Genomic DNA, 17,550 nt, shown 5'->3' on the forward strand with positions numbered 1-17,550 from the left:
CAATAAAAAGCCCCCATTAACGAATGTTAAAGGGGGCTTTAGGTATAGGGAGCTGACGATGACCTACTCTCACATGGGCGAACCACACTACCATTGGCGCTAAGATGTTTCACTTCTGAGTTCGGGAAGGGATCAGGTGGTTCCATCTTGCTATTGTCGTCAGCAAAGGGGGTTAGATATGAGTCTAAAGTGTTAAATATATTAAGCTAAATCAAGCTAAGTAAAATCGGATGATATAAAATCGTTATCAAGACTTGTTTATACAAAACCAATTGGGTGTTGTATGGTCAAGCCAAACGAGCAATTAGTACAGGTTAGCTACACGTATCACTACGCTTCCACACCCTGCCTATCAACGTCCTAGTCTTGAACGGCTCTTAGGGGAAATCTAATCTTGAGGTGGGCTTCCCGCTTAGATGCTTTCAGCGGTTATCCCATCCGAACGTAGCTACCGGGCAATGCCATTGGCATGACAACCCGAACACCAGCGGTTCGTCCACTCTGGTCCTCTCGTACTAGGAGCAGATCCTCTCAAATTTCCAACGCCCACGGTAGATAGGGACCGAACTGTCTCACGACGTTCTAAACCCAGCTCGCGTACCTCTTTAAATGGCGAACAGCCATACCCTTGGGACCTGCTTCAGCCCCAGGATGAGATGAGCCGACATCGAGGTGCCAAACACCGCCGTCGATATGAACTCTTGGGCGGTATCAGCCTGTTATCCCCAGAGTACCTTTTATCCGTTGAGCGATGGCCCTTCCATACAGAACCACCGGATCACTAAGACCTACTTTCGTACCTGCTCGACTTGTGGGTCTCGCAGTTAAGCGCGCTTCTGCCTTTATACTCTTTGAACGATTTCCGACCGTTCTGAGCGCACCTTCGTACTCCTCCGTTACTCTTTAGGAGGAGACCGCCCCAGTCAAACTACCCACCATACATTGTCCTCGATACTGTTATATCTGAGTTAGAACCCCAACATGACCAGGGTGGTATTTCAAGGATGGCTCCACAAATACTGGCGTATCTGCTTCAAAGCCTCCCACCTATCCTGCACAAGTCAGGTCAAAGTTCAATGTAAAGCTGTAGTAAAGGTTCACGGGGTCTTTCCGTCTAGCCGCGGGTACACAGCATCTTCACTGCGATTTCGATTTCACTGAGCCTCTGCTGGAGACAGCGCTGCCATCATTATGCCATTCGTGCAGGTCGGAACTTACCCGACAAGGAATTTCGCTACCTTAGGACCGTTATAGTTACGGCCGCCGTTTACTGGGGCTTCGATCAAGACCTTCGCTTACGCTAAGCCCATCAATTAACCTTCCAGCACCGGGCAGGCATCACACCCTATACGTCCACTTTCGTGTTTGCAGAGTGCTGTGTTTTTAATAAACAGTTGCAGCAGCCTGGTATCTGCGACTGTCAATAGCTTACAGAGCAAGTCCTTCACCATCGACAGCGTACCTTCTCCCGAAGTTACGGTACCATTTTGCCTAGTTCCTTCAGCAGAGTTCTCTCAAGCGCCTTGGTATTCTCTACCTGACCACCTGTGTCGGTTTCGGGTACGATTCGTTTATGACTATCGCTTAGAAGCTTTTCCTGGAAGCATGGTATTTGCCACTTCGCTGTACATGTACAGCTTGCTATCAGATCTCAGTATTAAGTGACCGGATTTGCCTAATCACTCTACCTACATCCTTCCACCTGGATAACCATCACCAGGCTGGCATAACCTTCTCCGTCCCTCCATCGCATCATAAACAAGTATTGGAATATTAACCAATTTCCCATCGACTACGCCTTTCGGCCTCGCCTTAGGGGTCGACTCACCCAGCCCCGATTAACGTTGGACTGGAACCCTTGGTCTTCCGGCGTGCGAGCTTTTCACTCGCATTATCGTTACTCACGTCAGCATTCGCTCTTGTGATACCTCCAGCATGCCTTACAACACACCTTCACAGGCTTACACAACGCTCCCCTACCACTTGAAACAATTTTCAAATCCGCAGCTTCGGCTCCTAGTTTGAGCCCCGTTACATCTTCCGCGCGGGCCGACTCGACTAGTGAGCTATTACGCTTTCTTTAAAGGGTGGCTGCTTCTAAGCCAACCTCCTAGCTGTCTATGCCTTCCCACTTCGTTTCCCACTTAACTAGGAATTTGGGGCCTTAGCTGGCGGTCTGGGTTGTTTCCCTCTCCACGACGGACGTTAGCACCCGCCGTGTGTCTCCCGGATATCACTCATCGGTATTCGGAGTTTGCATCGGTTTGGTAAGTCGGTATGACCCCCTAGCCGAAACAGTGCTCTACCCCCAATGGTGTTCGTCCGAGGCGCTACCTAAATAGCTTTCGGGGAGAACCAGCTATCACCGAGTTTGATTAGCCTTTCACCCCTATCCACAAGTCATCCCCTGGCTTTTCAACGACAGTGGGTTCGGTCCTCCGATGCCTGTTACGGCACTTTCAACCTGCTCATGGATAGATCACTCGGTTTCGGGTCTATACCCTGCAACTAGACGCCCTATTAAGACTCGGTTTCCCTACGGCTCCCCTATTCGGTTAACCTCGCTACAGAATATAAGTCGCTGACCCATTATACAAAAGGTACGCGGTCACGGAACAAGTCCGCTCCCACTGCTTGTACGCACACGGTTTCAGGTTCTATTTCACTCCCCTCACAGGGGTTCTTTTCGCCTTTCCCTCACGGTACTGGTTCACTATCGGTCAGTCAGGAGTATTTAGCCTTGGAGGATGGTCCCCCCATCTTCATACAGGATTTCTCGTGTCCCGCACTACTTAATATGCTTCTTCTAATGTTTCGAATACGGGACTATCACCCACTATGGTCAGCTTTCCCACACTGTTCTTCTACATTAGAGTCCGTCGGCTCCTCCCCGTTCGCTCGCCGCTACTAGGGGAATCTCATTTGATGTCTTTTCCTCGAGTTACTGAGATGTTTCACTTCACTCGGTTCGCTTCCTAATAAATTAGGATACCTAGCTTATGCTAGGTGGGTTTCCCCATTCAGAAATCTCCGGATCGCAGGATATTGCCACCTCCCCGAAGCTTATCGCAGGCTGTCACGTCTTTCTTCGCCTCTGACTGCCAAGGCATCCACCATGTGCGCTTCATTACTTGACCATACAACCCCAATTAGTCTTAGGATTCTATGTAGTAATGATAACGATATCACCTATGTTTACGCTTGATTCAGTTCTCTTTACTTTCGATAACCAACCCTTGGGATAACAACTGATGTCATTAAAGGTTGATTATCAGGTTAAATTATATATTGTGTATATATAACTTAACCCAGACTCATATCTATGTTTTTAAATAATCATAATGCCTTCGTCAGGTCATTATCATCTGTATAAAACAGAAGAAAATAATCTATATATAAAATTACTTTGTTCTGCTTTCGCTTCACTCTATATCATGGTGGAGCCAAGGAGAGTCGAACTCCTGACCTCCTGCGTGCAAGGCAGGCGCTCTACCAACTGAGCTATGGCCCCGTAGTTATTTGGTGGGTCTGATAAGACTTGAACTTATGACCCCCGCGTTATCAACACGGTGCTCTAACCAACTGAGCTACAGACCCCGAGCTTAGCTTAAACTAAAGAACAACTTGTTGTGAATTCTTGCTGACCGAATGTCGTTTTTAAGGAGGTGATCCAGCCGCAGGTTCCCCTACGGCTACCTTGTTACGACTTCACCCCAGTCATTGACCACACCGTGGTGATCGCCCTCCTAAGTTAGGCTAACCACTTCTGGTGCAATCAACTCCCATGGTGTGACGGGCGGTGTGTACAAGGCCCGGGAACGTATTCACCGCGGCATTCTGATCCGCGATTACTAGCGATTCCGACTTCATGGAGTCGAGTTGCAGACTCCAATCTGGACTACGATAGGCTTTTTGAGATTCGCATCACATCGCTGTGTAGCTGCCCTCTGTACCTACCATTGTAGCACGTGTGTAGCCCTGGTCGTAAGGGCCATGATGACTTGACGTCGTCCCCGCCTTCCTCCAGTTTGTCACTGGCAGTATCCTTAGAGTTCCCGGCCAAACCGCTGGTAACTAAGGAAAAGGGTTGCGCTCGTTGCGGGACTTAACCCAACATCTCACGACACGAGCTGACGACAGCCATGCAGCACCTGTATCACAATTCCCGAAGGCACTCCCGTATCTCTACAGGATTCTGTGTATGTCAAGACCAGGTAAGGTTCTTCGCGTTGCATCGAATTAAACCACATGCTCCACCGCTTGTGCGGGCCCCCGTCAATTCATTTGAGTTTTAACCTTGCGGCCGTACTCCCCAGGCGGTCTACTTATTGCGTTAGCTGCGTCACTAAGAGATCAAGTCCCCCAACGACTAGTAGACATCGTTTACGGCGTGGACTACCAGGGTATCTAATCCTGTTTGCTACCCACGCTTTCGAACCTCAGTGTCAGTATGATGCCAGGAAGCTGCCTTCGCCATCGGTATTCCTTCAGATCTCTACGCATTTCACCGCTACACCTGAAATTCTACTTCCCTCTCACCTACTCTAGCTAACCAGTATCAGATGCAGTTCCCAGGTTAAGCCCAGGGATTTCACATCTGACTTAATTAGCCACCTACGCTCGCTTTACGCCCAGTAATTCCGATTAACGCTTGCACCCTCTGTATTACCGCGGCTGCTGGCACAGAGTTAGCCGGTGCTTATTCTGCAGCTAATGTCATCGCTTATGGGTATTAACCATAAGGTCTTCTTCACTGCTTAAAGTGCTTTACAACCAAAAGGCCTTCTTCACACACGCGGCATGGCTGGATCAGGGTTCCCCCCATTGTCCAATATTCCCCACTGCTGCCTCCCGTAGGAGTCCGGACCGTGTCTCAGTTCCGGTGTGGCTGATCATCCTCTCAGACCAGCTACAGATCGTCGCCTTGGTAGGCCTTTACCCCACCAACTAGCTAATCTGACTTAGGCTCATCTAATAGCGAGAGCTACAAGTAGCCCCCTTTCTCCCGTAAGACGTATGCGGTATTAATTCGAGTTTCCCCGAGCTATCCCCCACTACTAGGCAGATTCCTAAGCATTACTCACCCGTCCGCCGCTAATCCAGTCTAGCAAGCTAGACCTTCATCGCTCGACTTGCATGTGTTAAGCCTGCCGCCAGCGTTCAATCTGAGCCATGATCAAACTCTTCAGTTTAATCTTCTTGGAATCTTTTAAGATGATTCCTAATCTTGGCTCATTCTTTAATCGTATAGTCTTTCGACTACTGGCATTTTATTGCTCATTCGTATGTTCGTAATGAATTAACTTTTGAGTTTTCTTGCCTTAAAGAATGATAATCTTTTTATAGTTAGTCTTTGACCAACTTTAATTCATTAACATTCTGTGTCAGCAAAAATCCACACAAGTTGTTCTTTAGTTTGCTTTTAAATAGTTGACATACAATGTCTTCCATTGTATGTTATATCTAAACTAAGATAGCCTTCAATTTGAAGTTACTCATATTTGAGTGTTTATCTTGCTTAGTGAGCCATCCAGTATATCATGTTTTTAATATCTGTCAAGCTTTTTTTCAATTCTTTTTTTCTTCGTTTCAATCTAAACCCTTCCATTCAACAATTAATCAATTGTTTCATTAAAGTGTTTAGCTCGTCCCGATGAGGTGCGTATTATACGCTAATCTCCCTCACTGTCAAGAAGTTTTTTATCTTTATTTTTAGTTGGTTGTTTTTATCCATCTCTGAATAATTCCACCCAACTTCAAATATCCACTAACTCAATTTCCCAAGCTAGCCTTCCCTCTTAACGAGGTGCGTATTATATACCCTTTTTAATTCGGGTCAAGGACTTTTTTAAAATAATTTTTGAGAGGTTCTTGGGTTTGGGGTTATTGCCTTAGTTAGGTAGTTATTATTAAGGTGTGGGTCGGTCTGAATATGGCTTTTTAGCCCTGATATGAGAACCGTTAAAAAATTGTACTGCAATTTTAGGTTCGCAAGGAAAAATGCCTTAAAGGGCTTTTTTTGAGCGGTATCCTGTTGTAGTCGATGGCGTTACGGACTGTGGCTAGCTGTGGTCGCTCGCTTAGATGGAACACGGCTAGTCACGTTAGTCCGTACGCCAGCGACAAGGCAGATACAAGCGTATGGCAGGATTAGCTACTACTTATTCTTTAGTAAGTTTAGTAGTAGGTTAGTTAGGCTGTCTTCGTCTGCGTAGCTTTGAGAGTGAGCTTGATAGTAGGTCTGTCGGTTTTGTTTGTTGTATGGGGTGCTGTTGCAGGTGCTTTAGGCTTTGGCAGTATAGGGCAATCATAAAGTTTGGCACTGCTTGAGTGTCTTTTGCTGTGGCAGTCTGTAATGGCTCGGTTAGGTAAAAGTTGCTATTGACCATTTGGCTTAGGTACTGCTGTTGCTGTACGTCAATGAGTTGGTGCTTTTGTAGGTATTGGCTAAATTGGTCTATGGTTTGTCCGCGTGGACGGCGAACGCCATGACGTGTAAGCATACGTTGATATAGGTGCATACTTTGGTGTAGATAGGTTTTTAGTTGCTCGTTTTGGCTATGGTCGCTGTCTGTATTTGAGTTTGGCTCAAAGGTGAGTCGCTTTAGGCGGTATAGGTCGATTTTGTCCATGATGGGGTTATATAGTTGACGATACAGCAGATAACACCCACTAGCAATGACAGCAAATATGGCTACAAACCATAGTGCCTTTTTAAGTAATATAATCAGGTAGTCGAGCAGTAAGATAAGTTGATACCAAAATTGATACGCCCAAAATTTAAGCTGTTCTGACCAGCTAAGCTGATGCTGATTTTCTGTGAGGCTGTCATTGACTAGGTTTTGTTGTTGATTGATATTTTCTAGGTAGTCTTTGATGGCGGTATGGGTGTTTTGTGGCGGTGGTAGACTGATACTATCACTATTTATGTTGTCACTGGCTGACTCATCATTATTAATATTTTCATTGATTGTATCTATCGTATTGTTGTCATCAATACTGTCATCGCTATTGTCACTATTGTTATTAAGCTCACTATTAGAATCGCCATTAGAGTTGTCATTAACACGGTTTAATGGGTCAGATTGGTTTACAGAACTGTTAGCCCCTGATTGTTTTGCTATTTGCTCAGCTTGTTGTTGTGCCTGTTGCCGTTGCTCGGCTTGCTGTTGTGCAGTATTTTGGTTAGGGGGTTGATATGCCCCTGTGGCTTCAAAGACTGCCCAATGCCCATCAATATAAGCAGAAACCCATGCGTGTCCGTTTGTGCCTTTGACTTCATAATAGCCTGTGATGGGGTTGTAGTCTTGGGCAACGTAGCCTGTAATCATACGTGCAGGGATATGTTGTTGCCGTAACATGATGGCTAAGGCGGTGGCAAAATATTCGCAATGCCCTTGTTTACTGCCAAATAAAAAGTCGGTTAATGGAATGTTGTTTTGGTTGGGCAAGGTGGCTAGGGTGTATTGATAGTTGTTACGCAAGTGGCTTTCTAAGGCTTGGGCTTTTTGCCAGTCATTGCGATATGGGGCGGTGATTTGTTGCGACAGCTTAGCAATTCTTGGGTCAAGATTATTAGGTAGTTGTAAGTCTTTGCTGTCAGGTTTGGCTTGATGACGGTCAATTAAGCGGTTGTGTTGGTATTCGTCCACCACTTGTAGCTGATATTGAGTGTCTTTGCTTAGGGGTTTGCCTGCTTTGACTTGGTCGTAATAGTTGGTGGCAAGCCAGCTATTAGGAAAGCTAACAGCAACGGTGTTATCAGTAGTCAGTAGATGCTGTTGCCCATTGTCTTTGACCACTTGAATGTCAATGTTGGCGTTTGGTTTGTCGGGATATAAAGAATAGGTTTGTCGCTCACCTGTTAATTTTTTCCAACCATATTGTAGGCTGTACCATGACGCACCATCAAAATAGGTTTGGGTGCGGTTTTGTAGGTAGCGTGGGCGTTCGGATTTGACATAAAAATAAATGCTGTCATCTAGCCATGAGGATTGCCCGATATTCACATTGTTTGCGTCAGGACTTGCTAAGCCGTCACTGCTATTAGCACCGTTATCCACATTAATAGGCTGAGCGGGTTTGCCAAATGGGGAATTTTTGTTACCCATTTTATGTGCGTTATTATTTTGTCCTTGTTTGCCTGTATTGTTGCCACTGCTATTAGTCGGCTCGTCATAAAAGCTATCGCTTAGGTCGGCATTGGCTGGTAGGATTTGTTGCTCAAGGGTGCTATTTTCATATTGTTGAAAGCCTTTTAATGGCACTGAGCCTAAATTGCCTGCACTAAAATGTGGGGTGGCAAGGTAGAGAAAACCTGCAACGGCACTGATGATAACGGCAACGATAAGCCGTTCTCGATAATGCCATTGCCCAATATATACCATCTCTTGGCTGTTGCTGTTTGTACCAGTATGCTGGTTAGCAATTTGGGAAATATTGTTATCAATTGGGTTGAGATAGCGTTGTTTATCGACAAATACGGACGCCAGATAAAAACAGGCAAAAACGCAAAATAAGAGAATAAAAAATAGGTAACCTGTGGAAAAGGTATGCACTGCCCCGCCCATTAAGGCGACAAAGGCGATGATAAGCCCAAAGTAAACTTGCCGATGTTCACGAAAGTTTAGGTTTAATGCCAGTTGTAAAAAAAACAACATACCCAATAAGGCAACGATTAAGCCTTGGGCAAATAATAAGATAAATAAAACCGCCAATCCCAATACGGCACAGGCATCAGCAGGTTGCTTTAGGGCGTTTTTTTGTTCTCGGTACTCATAGGCAAAATTTAGACTAAAAAAGTTAGCAACAAATGCCACGATAAACATCACGACAGCAAAACCAATACCAAATAAGCCAAAAACCGCCCCTGCAAAGCCAACGGCAATCAATGCAGACAGCCATAGATGAATGGCAAAATCCTCTAAAAGCCATTCTTGAGGCTGATTCTGCAAGCTGTTCTGCAAACCATTTTGTATGTTGTTCTGCATACTGCTTTGTGTATCGTTTTGAGGGTTGGGTCGGATATAGGTTTGGCTCATTTGTTTTTCCCATTATCCTTGTTGTTGTGTTCGTTTTGCTTGCTCGTTTTGATGATTACCAATATTATCAAACGTTTTGCCACCAAACACTTGTGCCAGTTGCTCAAGTGTTGAGTTGGGCTGAATACGATACACACTGAGATTGTCGCTTAGCTGTTGGTAGTGGTTTTGTTGGGTGGTTTTATCTAAATAGATATGGCAATGTTGGCAATGGGCATGACTGGCTGTAGAGCCAGCACTGTTGGTTATTGGCGTATGCGCATAAAAACTGATAAGCAAGTTACTTTGCGAAAATTTATTTAAGGCGGTGCTAATAAATGCACCATAGTTATTGTTTTGGTTGTTGGAACTGTTCAAGCTATTACCTGTTGCCATTGTTGTCATCAGATAAAAGCCATCAATTTCTGCCAATTTTCTTAACACATCACTGGTGGGGTGAGTCTGCTCAGTCAGTTGGATTTGCCAATAATCTGTGAGTGAGTGAAACGGTGCGTCAAATCCCAATAAATGCACGCCAAACCCTTGCCCGCTTAGATGATGTCCCATTGATAAGGCGATACTAATCATGGTGTCAAAGGCTTGAGGCTCACGAATATCAAATTGATTAAGCAAAATTAATATTCGAGGTTTATCCAATGCGTCAAATTCTTTGACCACCAAATCTTGCCCACGACTGACCTGTCTGGCACTTGCTCCCCAATGCACCGTTTTAAAGGCGTCACCTCGGCGATAAGGTCGCACATCGGCAAATTCATCATGTTGTCCTTTATGGCGTGACGGTAAGTTGCCAACGCCCACACTGTTTGCCCAATGATTGGGTAGATTGGCAACGCTAAACCAACGCGGTAACACATAAACTTTATTGTTACTACCCTCGTCCGCACCATCGAAAATAAAACCATCAATATCAAAGCTTTGCTGAGTGCTGACAATGCCTAATGGATAGGCACAGCTTATTTGAACTGTAGATAAACGATAAACACCTCGTGGCAATTGCCCGATACACTCAAACGATTGGGTATGTTGACTGCGTAAGATAAATAGGCGAAACGTGGTTTGAACGGATTGTGAAATAGGCTGTGAAATGGATTGTGAATTGTCAGCTTTATTTAGTTGGGCAAGACGTGGGTCTTGATATTCTTTAATCATCGGTAAATAGATGGCTAAAAAATGCTTTGTCCATTGACTTTGTAGACTGACGGTAACGGCAAAATCCTCTCCTGCCAATACATTGTCATGTGGTAGGTTTGCTCGTAGTGATAAGCCTTTAAGGTTGATAAAATAAAAGCCATAACTGACCAACATCACCGCCAATAAAAACGCCACCAACGCATATAACAACATTAAGCCCCGATTCCATGCGATAAAGGCACACACCACAATAAAACCCCATAAAAACCGATGCAGGTTAATATGCTTTAAAACGGGTTCAAGCTGAGCCACCAGTTCATCTAATTGGTTAGGCTCACTGGTGTTTGTGTGGTTTAACATGGCAACATTTCCCTGTTTTTAATATTCTTTTTTTATAAAGTTTTATTATAAAGATAAAGGATTATCAGGAACGGCGACTTGTCTGTCGAGTAATTGCTCAAAGAATTGTTGTCGCTCCATCGCAGTGCTATGCTGATTTTTAAATAACAAACGATGTGCCAAAATCGGTTCTGCCAATAATTTAATATGCTCGGGGGTAATGCTGTTTGCCCCTGTCAATAAGGCATAGGCTTGTGAGGCTTTAAGCAGGCTTAAAGAGGCACGCGGGCTTGCCCCCAATCGCAACGCTTGATGATGACGGGTACGCTCAACGATATTCACAATATAGTTAAACATATCCTCGCTAACTGTCACTTGACTGGCACGTTGACGCAGTTGTAATACTTGCCCTGTCGATAATAACGGCTTTACTTGTTGTTGCGTAGATAAGCTATGGTTATCACTGCCTGCTTGCCCACAAACCCCTTTTAACATGGCGATTTCACTGGCTTTATCAGGATAACCCAAAGACAACCTCATCATAAACCTGTCCATTTGAGCTTCGGGTAATTCATAAGTGCCACTAAATTCCACAGGGTTTTGGGTGGCAATCACAAAAAATAGCTCGGGCAACTCATGGCTGACATTATCAATACTCACCGTTGCGTCACTCATCGCCTCAAGCAGTGCCGACTGAGTACGTGGGCTGGTGCGGTTAATCTCATCTGCCAATAAAATATTGGTAAACACAGGACCTTGGATAAATTCAAAAGAGGCATTTTTTTGGTTATATACCGTCACCCCTGTAATGTCGCTAGGCATTAAATCGGGGGTACATTGCACCCGCCGAAACTGCCCCTTAATGGCGGTTGCTAATGCTTTGGCAAGGGTGGTTTTACCCAGTCCCGGTACGTCCTCTAATAACAAATGCCCGCCTGCCACCAAACAAGTGAGCGCCAATAAAATCTGTGGTTGTTTGCCGATTAATGCTTGCCCAATATTGTTGGTAAGGGCTTTTGTGACATTGGGAATATTTGAGCGAGGTGGATTGGATTGACGAGCCGTTGTATCAGTTAGCATCCTTGTCTATTTCCTCTATAATGTTTGATTTTTTTAGTATAGATATTAGCTTATCTTAAACTATTTTTGACACCTTGTCTTTAATTTGCTTTATCCTAAATTTACTTTACCTTAAATAACAATCCCCAATGCAAATAATAGGTTAATAAAGAAGGTTAGTAATACAATTTTTGGTAATTGTGTGCCAATTTTCTGTGGGACTTGCTGAATATATTTAATATGGCGAATGATAAGCGGTAATGTCAGTAACCATAATAAACTTGCCAATCCATAGTAATAACTTGCGACAACATACAGCAAGATTGCCACTGCCAATAAAGCAAAATAGCCCTTTCGCATTTGCTCTTTGCCCAATAGCACCGCAACAGTAATTTTACCTGCCTGCTTATCACTGTCTATATCTCGCATATTATTAAGATACAACACACACGATGCCAACAATCCGCACCCCGTTGCAGGCAATAGTTGCGGTAAGTCAGTGGGGATTGCAAATCGCTGAGTTTGCAAATAACAACTGCCCAACACCGCAAGCCAGCCAAAGAAGATAAGAACCGCCACCTCTCCCATCGCCCGATAGCCATAAGGTCGCTTACCCATGGTATATGCCATCGCTGCAAAAATCGCTACAATACCAAAACCTAAAAATAATAATAAATCACTAATACTATCAAACGCCCAATAAATCAGCCCTACCCCAGAAAAAAAGGTGAGCCATGCCCAAATAATAATCCAACGCTTTAAGCGTTTGGGGTCAAGCTGACCTTGTGCTGTCAAACGCTGGGGGCTATCAGTTGCCCGTAAATCATCAGTGCCTTTGATACCGTCACCATAATCATTGGCAAGGTTGGATAAAATTTGTAGTGCCAATGCCACCCATAAACTCAGCAAAAATATACCCCAATGATGAAGGTCAAAACCTGCTAATTGATGATATGCCAACGCATTGCCACAGATAATACTGGCAACAGCAAGCATAAAGGTACGAGGACGGGTGGCTTGGATAAAATTGATGACAGTGGTTTTTATGCTCGATGACACAATAACTATTTCCTTAACCTGTATTACAAAACTTACCCGTTAAATCTTACCCATCTTTGCAAAAAATGCCCGATACGCCTCAACTTTTTTGCTAAAGGCAAGAGGATATGCCCGAGAAGTAGAAGGCAGACGATATAAAGTTAACGCACGAGTAGGATAAGGATAGTCAATGTGTTGGTTGGTTTTTGGAAGTTTGGGAGGATTCTCAAGTAAGCTGAGTAAAATTTCGGTGGCTTTTCCGCCTGTAGTAAATAAGGTTTGCACTTGTGGCACTTGCGTTAAAATACTGTCCAAATCGACTTTGTCCACCACTTGCAAATGCTTGTCAGCAGCATTGCCTTGCTCACGAATAGCACTGCGAACGGTGGGACATGAGGCAATGCCCCGTTCATGCAAAAAATCAATAATACGCTGGGGTTCAAAGCGTTTTTCCTCACCCACTCGGAAGTGGTCAGGGTCAGCAAAAAACACCTCACCATAAATTCGCCACATATCATTATAAAAATTAGGATAATGAAACGGCATAGCCCATTTATCCTCAGTGGGCGGAAATGTACCCATCATCATAATGGTCGCTTCTTTGGGCAATACAGGCGGAAATGGATGTTGCTCAATCGGTAGTTCTTCTGCCTGTTGTGCAAAAGGTTGCGTAGAACTTTGTGTACTATCGGTCATTGTATTATCCATAACGGTTTGTCGTGAAATTTTGCTATCATAGCGTTTGTTAATGCAAGCTATAGTCAGCGAAGCTATAAACTGGTACAAGGCAAGCGCGTGCAGATAGTACGGTTGTATAACAAGCGAGCCTAACACTGTAACAGTTATAAAGTTTGTTGACTATATTTTAGCACTCATGACTCTACTCCCATAATAAGGACAAAAAATGACAGACCTTCAAGTAACGGTAATTGACCATCCCCTTGTACGTCACAAACTTAGCCTCATGCGTGAAAAAGACTGCAGCACTTATAAATTCCGCACCTTAACCAAAGAGTTGGCTCGTTTGATGGCGTATGAAGCCAGCCGTAATTTTGAGATTGAAACCTTTACCATGCAAGGCTGGTGTGGTGAGATAGAAGGCGAGCAAATCGTCGGTAAAACGCTGACCGTTGTACCAATTTTGCGGGCAGGCTTGGGTATGCTAGATGGGGTATTAGACTTAATTCCTACCGCCAAAATTTCGGTGGTGGGCTTACAACGTGATGAAGAAACCTTACAACCTGTGCCGTTCTTTGAAAAACTGGTCAAAGATGTGCATCGTCGCCCTGCGTTAATCATTGACCCCATGCTTGCGACAGGTGGTTCGATGGTAGCGACCATTGATATGCTCAAAGACAAAGGCTGTCAGGATATTAAAGCCTTGGTACTGGTGGCTGCCCCTGAAGGCGTGCGTTTGGTCAATGAAGCACACCCTGACGTTACCATTTATACCGCCGCTTTAGATAGCCATCTGGATGAAAATGGTTATATTATTCCAGGGTTAGGTGATGCAGGCGATAAAATATTTGGCACCAAGCAAGATATTTTATAAGCATATCTATGAATAACATATGATTGCCTAGTCAATCATACTTTTTGCTATCGGATTTCATAACGGCGTAAAAAAACGGGCATAGATGGTGAGAGTTGGTCGCTGTCTATGCCTTTTTCATCAACTTGGTATAAGCTTTGCTCTGAAACCAAACGTAAATCTGAAAAATTGAGTATCATCACTTCGCTTTGCAAGCGCTCACTGGTGCGTTTATTATGGCGTACTGCAAAACCCAATACTTTATGACTGGCAATTTGTAGCAAGTTAATAAATACACAGCGTTGTCTAGACGGTAGCAACGCAGGATTATCCTGTGCCTGTTGCCATGCAGTAAAGGGATTGAGTGTGCTAGAAAATAGCTTTTCTTGTCGTGCCGTTCTTGGTAACTCACCACCAAAAAACAGCGTCTGTGTCATTGGCAAATATTGTGCATGACGCATTAGCTCATGACGCAGTAAATCTGGCATATCAGCATTAAAGTTATCTTCACTTTGACGATAAAAAGCTGCAAAGCTACGCTGCACATAACGCCCAAATACAGTAAAGTTTATCCACTCTTGGTAAGTATCATTTTGCAGTAATATCTCACAAAATGCTTGTTTATATGTGGATAAGTCTTGCTGTAAATAGCAAGGCAAGGCATGCAATAGCTGCTGTGGCTCACAAATCTGATGACCTTGCCATTGTATTGGATATAAGCAACCATCAAGCAGTGGCAAACTAGGATGATTCATCAAGACAAACGCCCTAGATGACCCACATCACCCGCTAAACAGCTCTGAAAAATAGGCAATTTCATATTAAGATGTCTGTGGCTCATGCCCAACCGCTTGGTCAAAACTTAATAACTGCTGACGCTCTTCTGCTGTCCATGGTGACTTACGCTGTGCAGTATCATCCAGACGAACCACCACTGCCTCACCTGTCGCCACGACTTTTTTCTGGGCAGTACTATAGTATAAATACTCAGTGACAATGCTACTATTTCCCACTGATTTGCTACGTACACCGATTAATAGTGTATCTGGATATGTCACTGGTACTAAATACTGACAGCTACACTGTGCCAGTACAGTCACGCTACCAGCAGCAAACATATTTATAGCACGCAAATAGGCAATACGGGCAGACTCAGCATAACGATAATACACCACATTATTTAAATGATTGAAAGCATCCATATCACCCCACGCCACAACTTGTGGATGGATAGTCGGATAGTGTTGCAATACTTCAGGAATATCACCAATACTCTCAACACTAAATGGCTCAGATATTTGTCTTGTCTTTTCTACTGCGCTCATAAATTTCCCTTTTATCATTATTGTTTAGTATCCAGCATACTTCACAATATTATTTAACGATATCTTGTGGATGAATTACTGATTATTCTCTGGTACTGCCAATACCTGCGTGGTGGTTAATGTGACTGCTGTTGGTGGTGTTGCAATCATTTGCTCAAGAAGATAAACCACATCGCTCATATTTTGTAGATCACCATATTGCAAGGTTTTGATGCGATCCAATTCATTACTATCATTTGTTTCTGTACTATGCTTATCTGCACTATGATTAATAGTATTGTTAGTACTATTATCACTGCCTGATTCCACTGGCTGATTATCTAGCTTAGAAGGTGATGTCGTAGCAGATGACAGCTCAGTTGCAGATGCAGTAGCTGGAAAAAGTGACTTTAATCTATCCACTGACAATCGCAAATATCTTTGTAACATCACTGAATCTTGATTTGCAGCTGCTTGCTGTGCCAGATTTAACTGCATAATCACATCATACAAACGGATATCTGGCTTCTGTACTGAGGTGTCTGATACTTGTGAGGCTAAAAATTTTTGCACTGCTTGTATGGCAAAAATCTGCTCCTGCCAGCTATCTGGCTGACGCTCTCGACTTTGGAGATAAGTAATATCTTTTTCTAAGCTACGCAACAGTACTGCTGTCAACGCAGCGGAAATATCATGATTACCTTGCTCTAACTGCCAGTGTATGCCCTGCAATAACTGAATGGCTTCTAAATAACGAGACTGACGTAGCAACACATCTGCCGCTTGTAGCTGTAACCTAATTTGCTGAATCTGTCCAGATGACTGCGTAGAGGGGGCTTTATCTTCTACAACCTGCTTATTTGATAAATCTTTATTCATCGCCACTAGCTTATCTTCAAGCATATTTAGTTTATCAATACGCTGACTTATGGTCTGCAGGCGCTGGGTGATATCTGTATGTTGACGTTGCTGCGCAATATAAAGCCATACTAGCCCAACTAACAACAGACTAATACCCAACCACTGTAGTAGCACCAATAAATAACGTGCTTTTTTACGTTGAGTGGTGGCAGCAAGGTTCTCTTGTTGTTTGTTGACAGAGGGCTTATCACTCATGCTGGCTACCTTATACTGACAAAGTGGAATAAATCATTATTAAACAACTGCTTATGTGAGTCTGTTAAGCTTTCCATTGCATACCACTGACTTCTTGTAAATATTAACATCATGGTAGTATAAATACTCAACTAACCCCACTATTATTTATCACTCTAAAAAAGCAAAGTCATTATAAAGAAGCAGAGTTGCAAAAACCTATCACGACCTTACTTATCTAAAGTATATAGGTAATCTAAAATATGCTGACTTTGCAAACTTTGTAGTTGACTGTACTGTAATCCCAACGCCTGTAGTCGCTGTGACAAGCGTTCCCCTAATACAAAGTAATAAAAACTGGATAAAGACGGTGCAGCTACTGGCATATTAACCTGCATTTTCTGGCTTTCCACCACTGTCTGCCAATGTATAAAAGCTTCTCCACTACTAATCAACACCACCATTGGCGTATCTTGTTGCCCTACCATCTTTTCACAGAGTTGCTGATAATCTTCTGACAATGACTGTGGGCAACGGCGCTCATACCACTCAACAATATCAACTTGTATGCCCCGTTCTCGCAAGCAATCTACTAGCAGTCGTCTACCACCAGCACCACGCCAGATGAATACTCGGCTATTTGCTGACAGCTGCTGAATCATTGGCATATTCAGCATCCCTTCATTACTCGACTCATCTGGACACTGTACTTGCCAACCTCGTTGGCGCAATATTTTTGCAGTGGCTTCACCAACAGCAATAACTGGATAGTCAGGCACATAGTCATATGGGCATTGTGCCAACCCCATACGCGCAGCCGATGGGCTGACCACAACCAATACTTGATACTCACTGTTCAATAGTTGCCCCATACACCGCTTATCTTTATCTGATAAGTCCAATGTATCCAGTGTCAATAATGGCATATCATAAACCTGCACACCAGCCTGATGCAGTGCCTGACTCAGAGCCACTGCTCGGCTCGCAGGGCGTGTATTTACAAATTGCACAA

Annotated in this window: 10 protein-coding genes, 2 tRNA genes and 3 rRNA genes; 1 reads left to right on the forward strand and 14 read right to left on the reverse strand. The window is 43.9% G+C overall.

From position 1 onward, the window contains the following. Window positions 1–50 precede the first annotated feature (50 nt). The 10 genes from rrf to FHK88_RS00290 all read right to left on the reverse strand — a co-directional run bounded on the left by rrf (window position 51) and on the right by FHK88_RS00290 (window position 13,304). A 5S ribosomal RNA gene (gene rrf / locus FHK88_RS00245) occupies window positions 51–164 on the reverse strand. A gap of 119 nt (window positions 165–283) precedes the next feature. Beyond that, window positions 284–3,137, reverse strand: a 23S ribosomal RNA gene (locus tag FHK88_RS00250). 298 nt (window positions 3,138–3,435) lie between these two features. Continuing rightward, a tRNA-Ala gene (locus tag FHK88_RS00255) sits at window positions 3,436–3,511 on the reverse strand. A gap of 9 nt (window positions 3,512–3,520) precedes the next feature. Then, window positions 3,521–3,597 (reverse strand) — tRNA-Ile (locus FHK88_RS00260). A gap of 61 nt (window positions 3,598–3,658) precedes the next feature. Further along, window positions 3,659–5,192 (reverse strand): 16S ribosomal RNA (locus FHK88_RS00265). The 16S, 23S and 5S rRNA genes sit together here with 2 tRNA genes alongside, the layout of an rRNA operon. A 996-nt stretch (window positions 5,193–6,188) precedes the next feature. Continuing rightward, window positions 6,189–9,041 carry a transglutaminaseTgpA domain-containing protein gene (locus FHK88_RS00270; protein WP_227428784.1) on the reverse strand — a complete coding sequence of 951 codons (2,853 nt, stop codon included), beginning with the start codon at window positions 9,039–9,041 and terminating at the stop codon, window positions 6,189–6,191. A 12-nt stretch (window positions 9,042–9,053) separates the two neighbouring features. After that, window positions 9,054–10,532 (reverse strand): DUF58 domain-containing protein, encoded by a 1,479-nt coding sequence (locus tag FHK88_RS00275; protein ID WP_227428785.1) that lies wholly within the window; start codon window positions 10,530–10,532, stop codon window positions 9,054–9,056. A 45-nt stretch (window positions 10,533–10,577) separates the two neighbouring features. Next, window positions 10,578–11,591 carry an AAA family ATPase gene (locus FHK88_RS00280; RefSeq protein WP_227428786.1) on the reverse strand — a complete coding sequence of 338 codons (1,014 nt, stop codon included), beginning with the start codon at window positions 11,589–11,591 and terminating at the stop codon, window positions 10,578–10,580. A 111-nt stretch (window positions 11,592–11,702) separates the two neighbouring features. Further along, entirely contained in the window at window positions 11,703–12,629 is a 927-nt protein-coding gene (gene menA, locus FHK88_RS00285) for a 1,4-dihydroxy-2-naphthoate octaprenyltransferase (protein ID WP_227428787.1), read from the reverse strand. 39 nt (window positions 12,630–12,668) lie between these two features. Next, complete coding sequence (locus FHK88_RS00290; protein ID WP_227428788.1) at window positions 12,669–13,304, reverse strand: DNA glycosylase; 636 nt, start codon at window positions 13,302–13,304, stop codon at window positions 12,669–12,671. Window positions 13,305–13,512: 208 nt separating this feature from the next. Here FHK88_RS00290 and upp point away from each other — a divergent pair, with 208 nt between their 5' ends. After that, entirely contained in the window at window positions 13,513–14,160 is a 648-nt protein-coding gene (gene upp, locus FHK88_RS00295; protein ID WP_227428789.1) for a uracil phosphoribosyltransferase, read from the forward strand. Between the two features lie 47 nt (window positions 14,161–14,207). Here upp and FHK88_RS00300 read toward each other — a convergent pair whose 3' ends face one another. From FHK88_RS00300 to FHK88_RS00315, 4 genes are all read right to left on the reverse strand, one after another. Then, window positions 14,208–14,894, reverse strand: coding sequence for a hypothetical protein (locus FHK88_RS00300; protein ID WP_227428790.1), 687 nt, complete (start codon window positions 14,892–14,894; stop codon window positions 14,208–14,210). Window positions 14,895–14,960: 66 nt separating this feature from the next. Next, window positions 14,961–15,464: an acyl-CoA thioesterase gene (locus FHK88_RS00305; protein WP_227428791.1), complete on the reverse strand. Its 504-nt coding sequence runs from the start codon at window positions 15,462–15,464 to the stop codon at window positions 14,961–14,963. Window positions 15,465–15,539: 75 nt separating this feature from the next. Further along, the gene (locus FHK88_RS00310) at window positions 15,540–16,559 is read right to left on the reverse strand and encodes a hypothetical protein (RefSeq protein ID WP_227428792.1); all 1,020 of its coding nucleotides are present in this window, start codon (window positions 16,557–16,559) and stop codon (window positions 15,540–15,542) included. 209 nt (window positions 16,560–16,768) lie between these two features. Then, on the reverse strand, window positions 16,769–17,548 hold the full coding sequence (locus tag FHK88_RS00315; protein ID WP_227428793.1) for a uroporphyrinogen-III synthase: 780 nt from the start codon (window positions 17,546–17,548) through the stop codon (window positions 16,769–16,771). Between the last annotated feature and the right edge of the window lie 2 nt (window positions 17,549–17,550).

This window comes from Psychrobacter sp. I-STPA6b (assembly GCF_020662265.1).
Taxonomy (GTDB): domain Bacteria; phylum Pseudomonadota; class Gammaproteobacteria; order Pseudomonadales; family Moraxellaceae; genus Psychrobacter.

What these genes read in the sequence shown, in the direction of transcription:
- FHK88_RS00310 (WP_227428792.1), bottom strand. Translation starts at nt 16,559, where the DNA reads ATGAGTGATAAGCCCTCTGTCAACAAACAACAAGAGAACCTTGCTGCC.
- upp (WP_227428789.1), top strand. Translation starts at nt 13,513, where the DNA reads ATGACAGACCTTCAAGTAACGGTAATTGACCATCCCCTTGTACGTCAC.
- FHK88_RS00305 (WP_227428791.1), bottom strand. Translation starts at nt 15,464, where the DNA reads ATGAGCGCAGTAGAAAAGACAAGACAAATATCTGAGCCATTTAGTGTT.
- FHK88_RS00280 (WP_227428786.1), bottom strand. Translation starts at nt 11,591, where the DNA reads ATGCTAACTGATACAACGGCTCGTCAATCCAATCCACCTCGCTCAAAT.
- FHK88_RS00270 (WP_227428784.1), bottom strand. Translation starts at nt 9,041, where the DNA reads ATGAGCCAAACCTATATCCGACCCAACCCTCAAAACGATACACAAAGC.
- FHK88_RS00290 (WP_227428788.1), bottom strand. Translation starts at nt 13,304, where the DNA reads ATGACCGATAGTACACAAAGTTCTACGCAACCTTTTGCACAACAGGCA.
- FHK88_RS00275 (WP_227428785.1), bottom strand. Translation starts at nt 10,532, where the DNA reads ATGTTAAACCACACAAACACCAGTGAGCCTAACCAATTAGATGAACTG.
- FHK88_RS00300 (WP_227428790.1), bottom strand. Translation starts at nt 14,894, where the DNA reads ATGAATCATCCTAGTTTGCCACTGCTTGATGGTTGCTTATATCCAATA.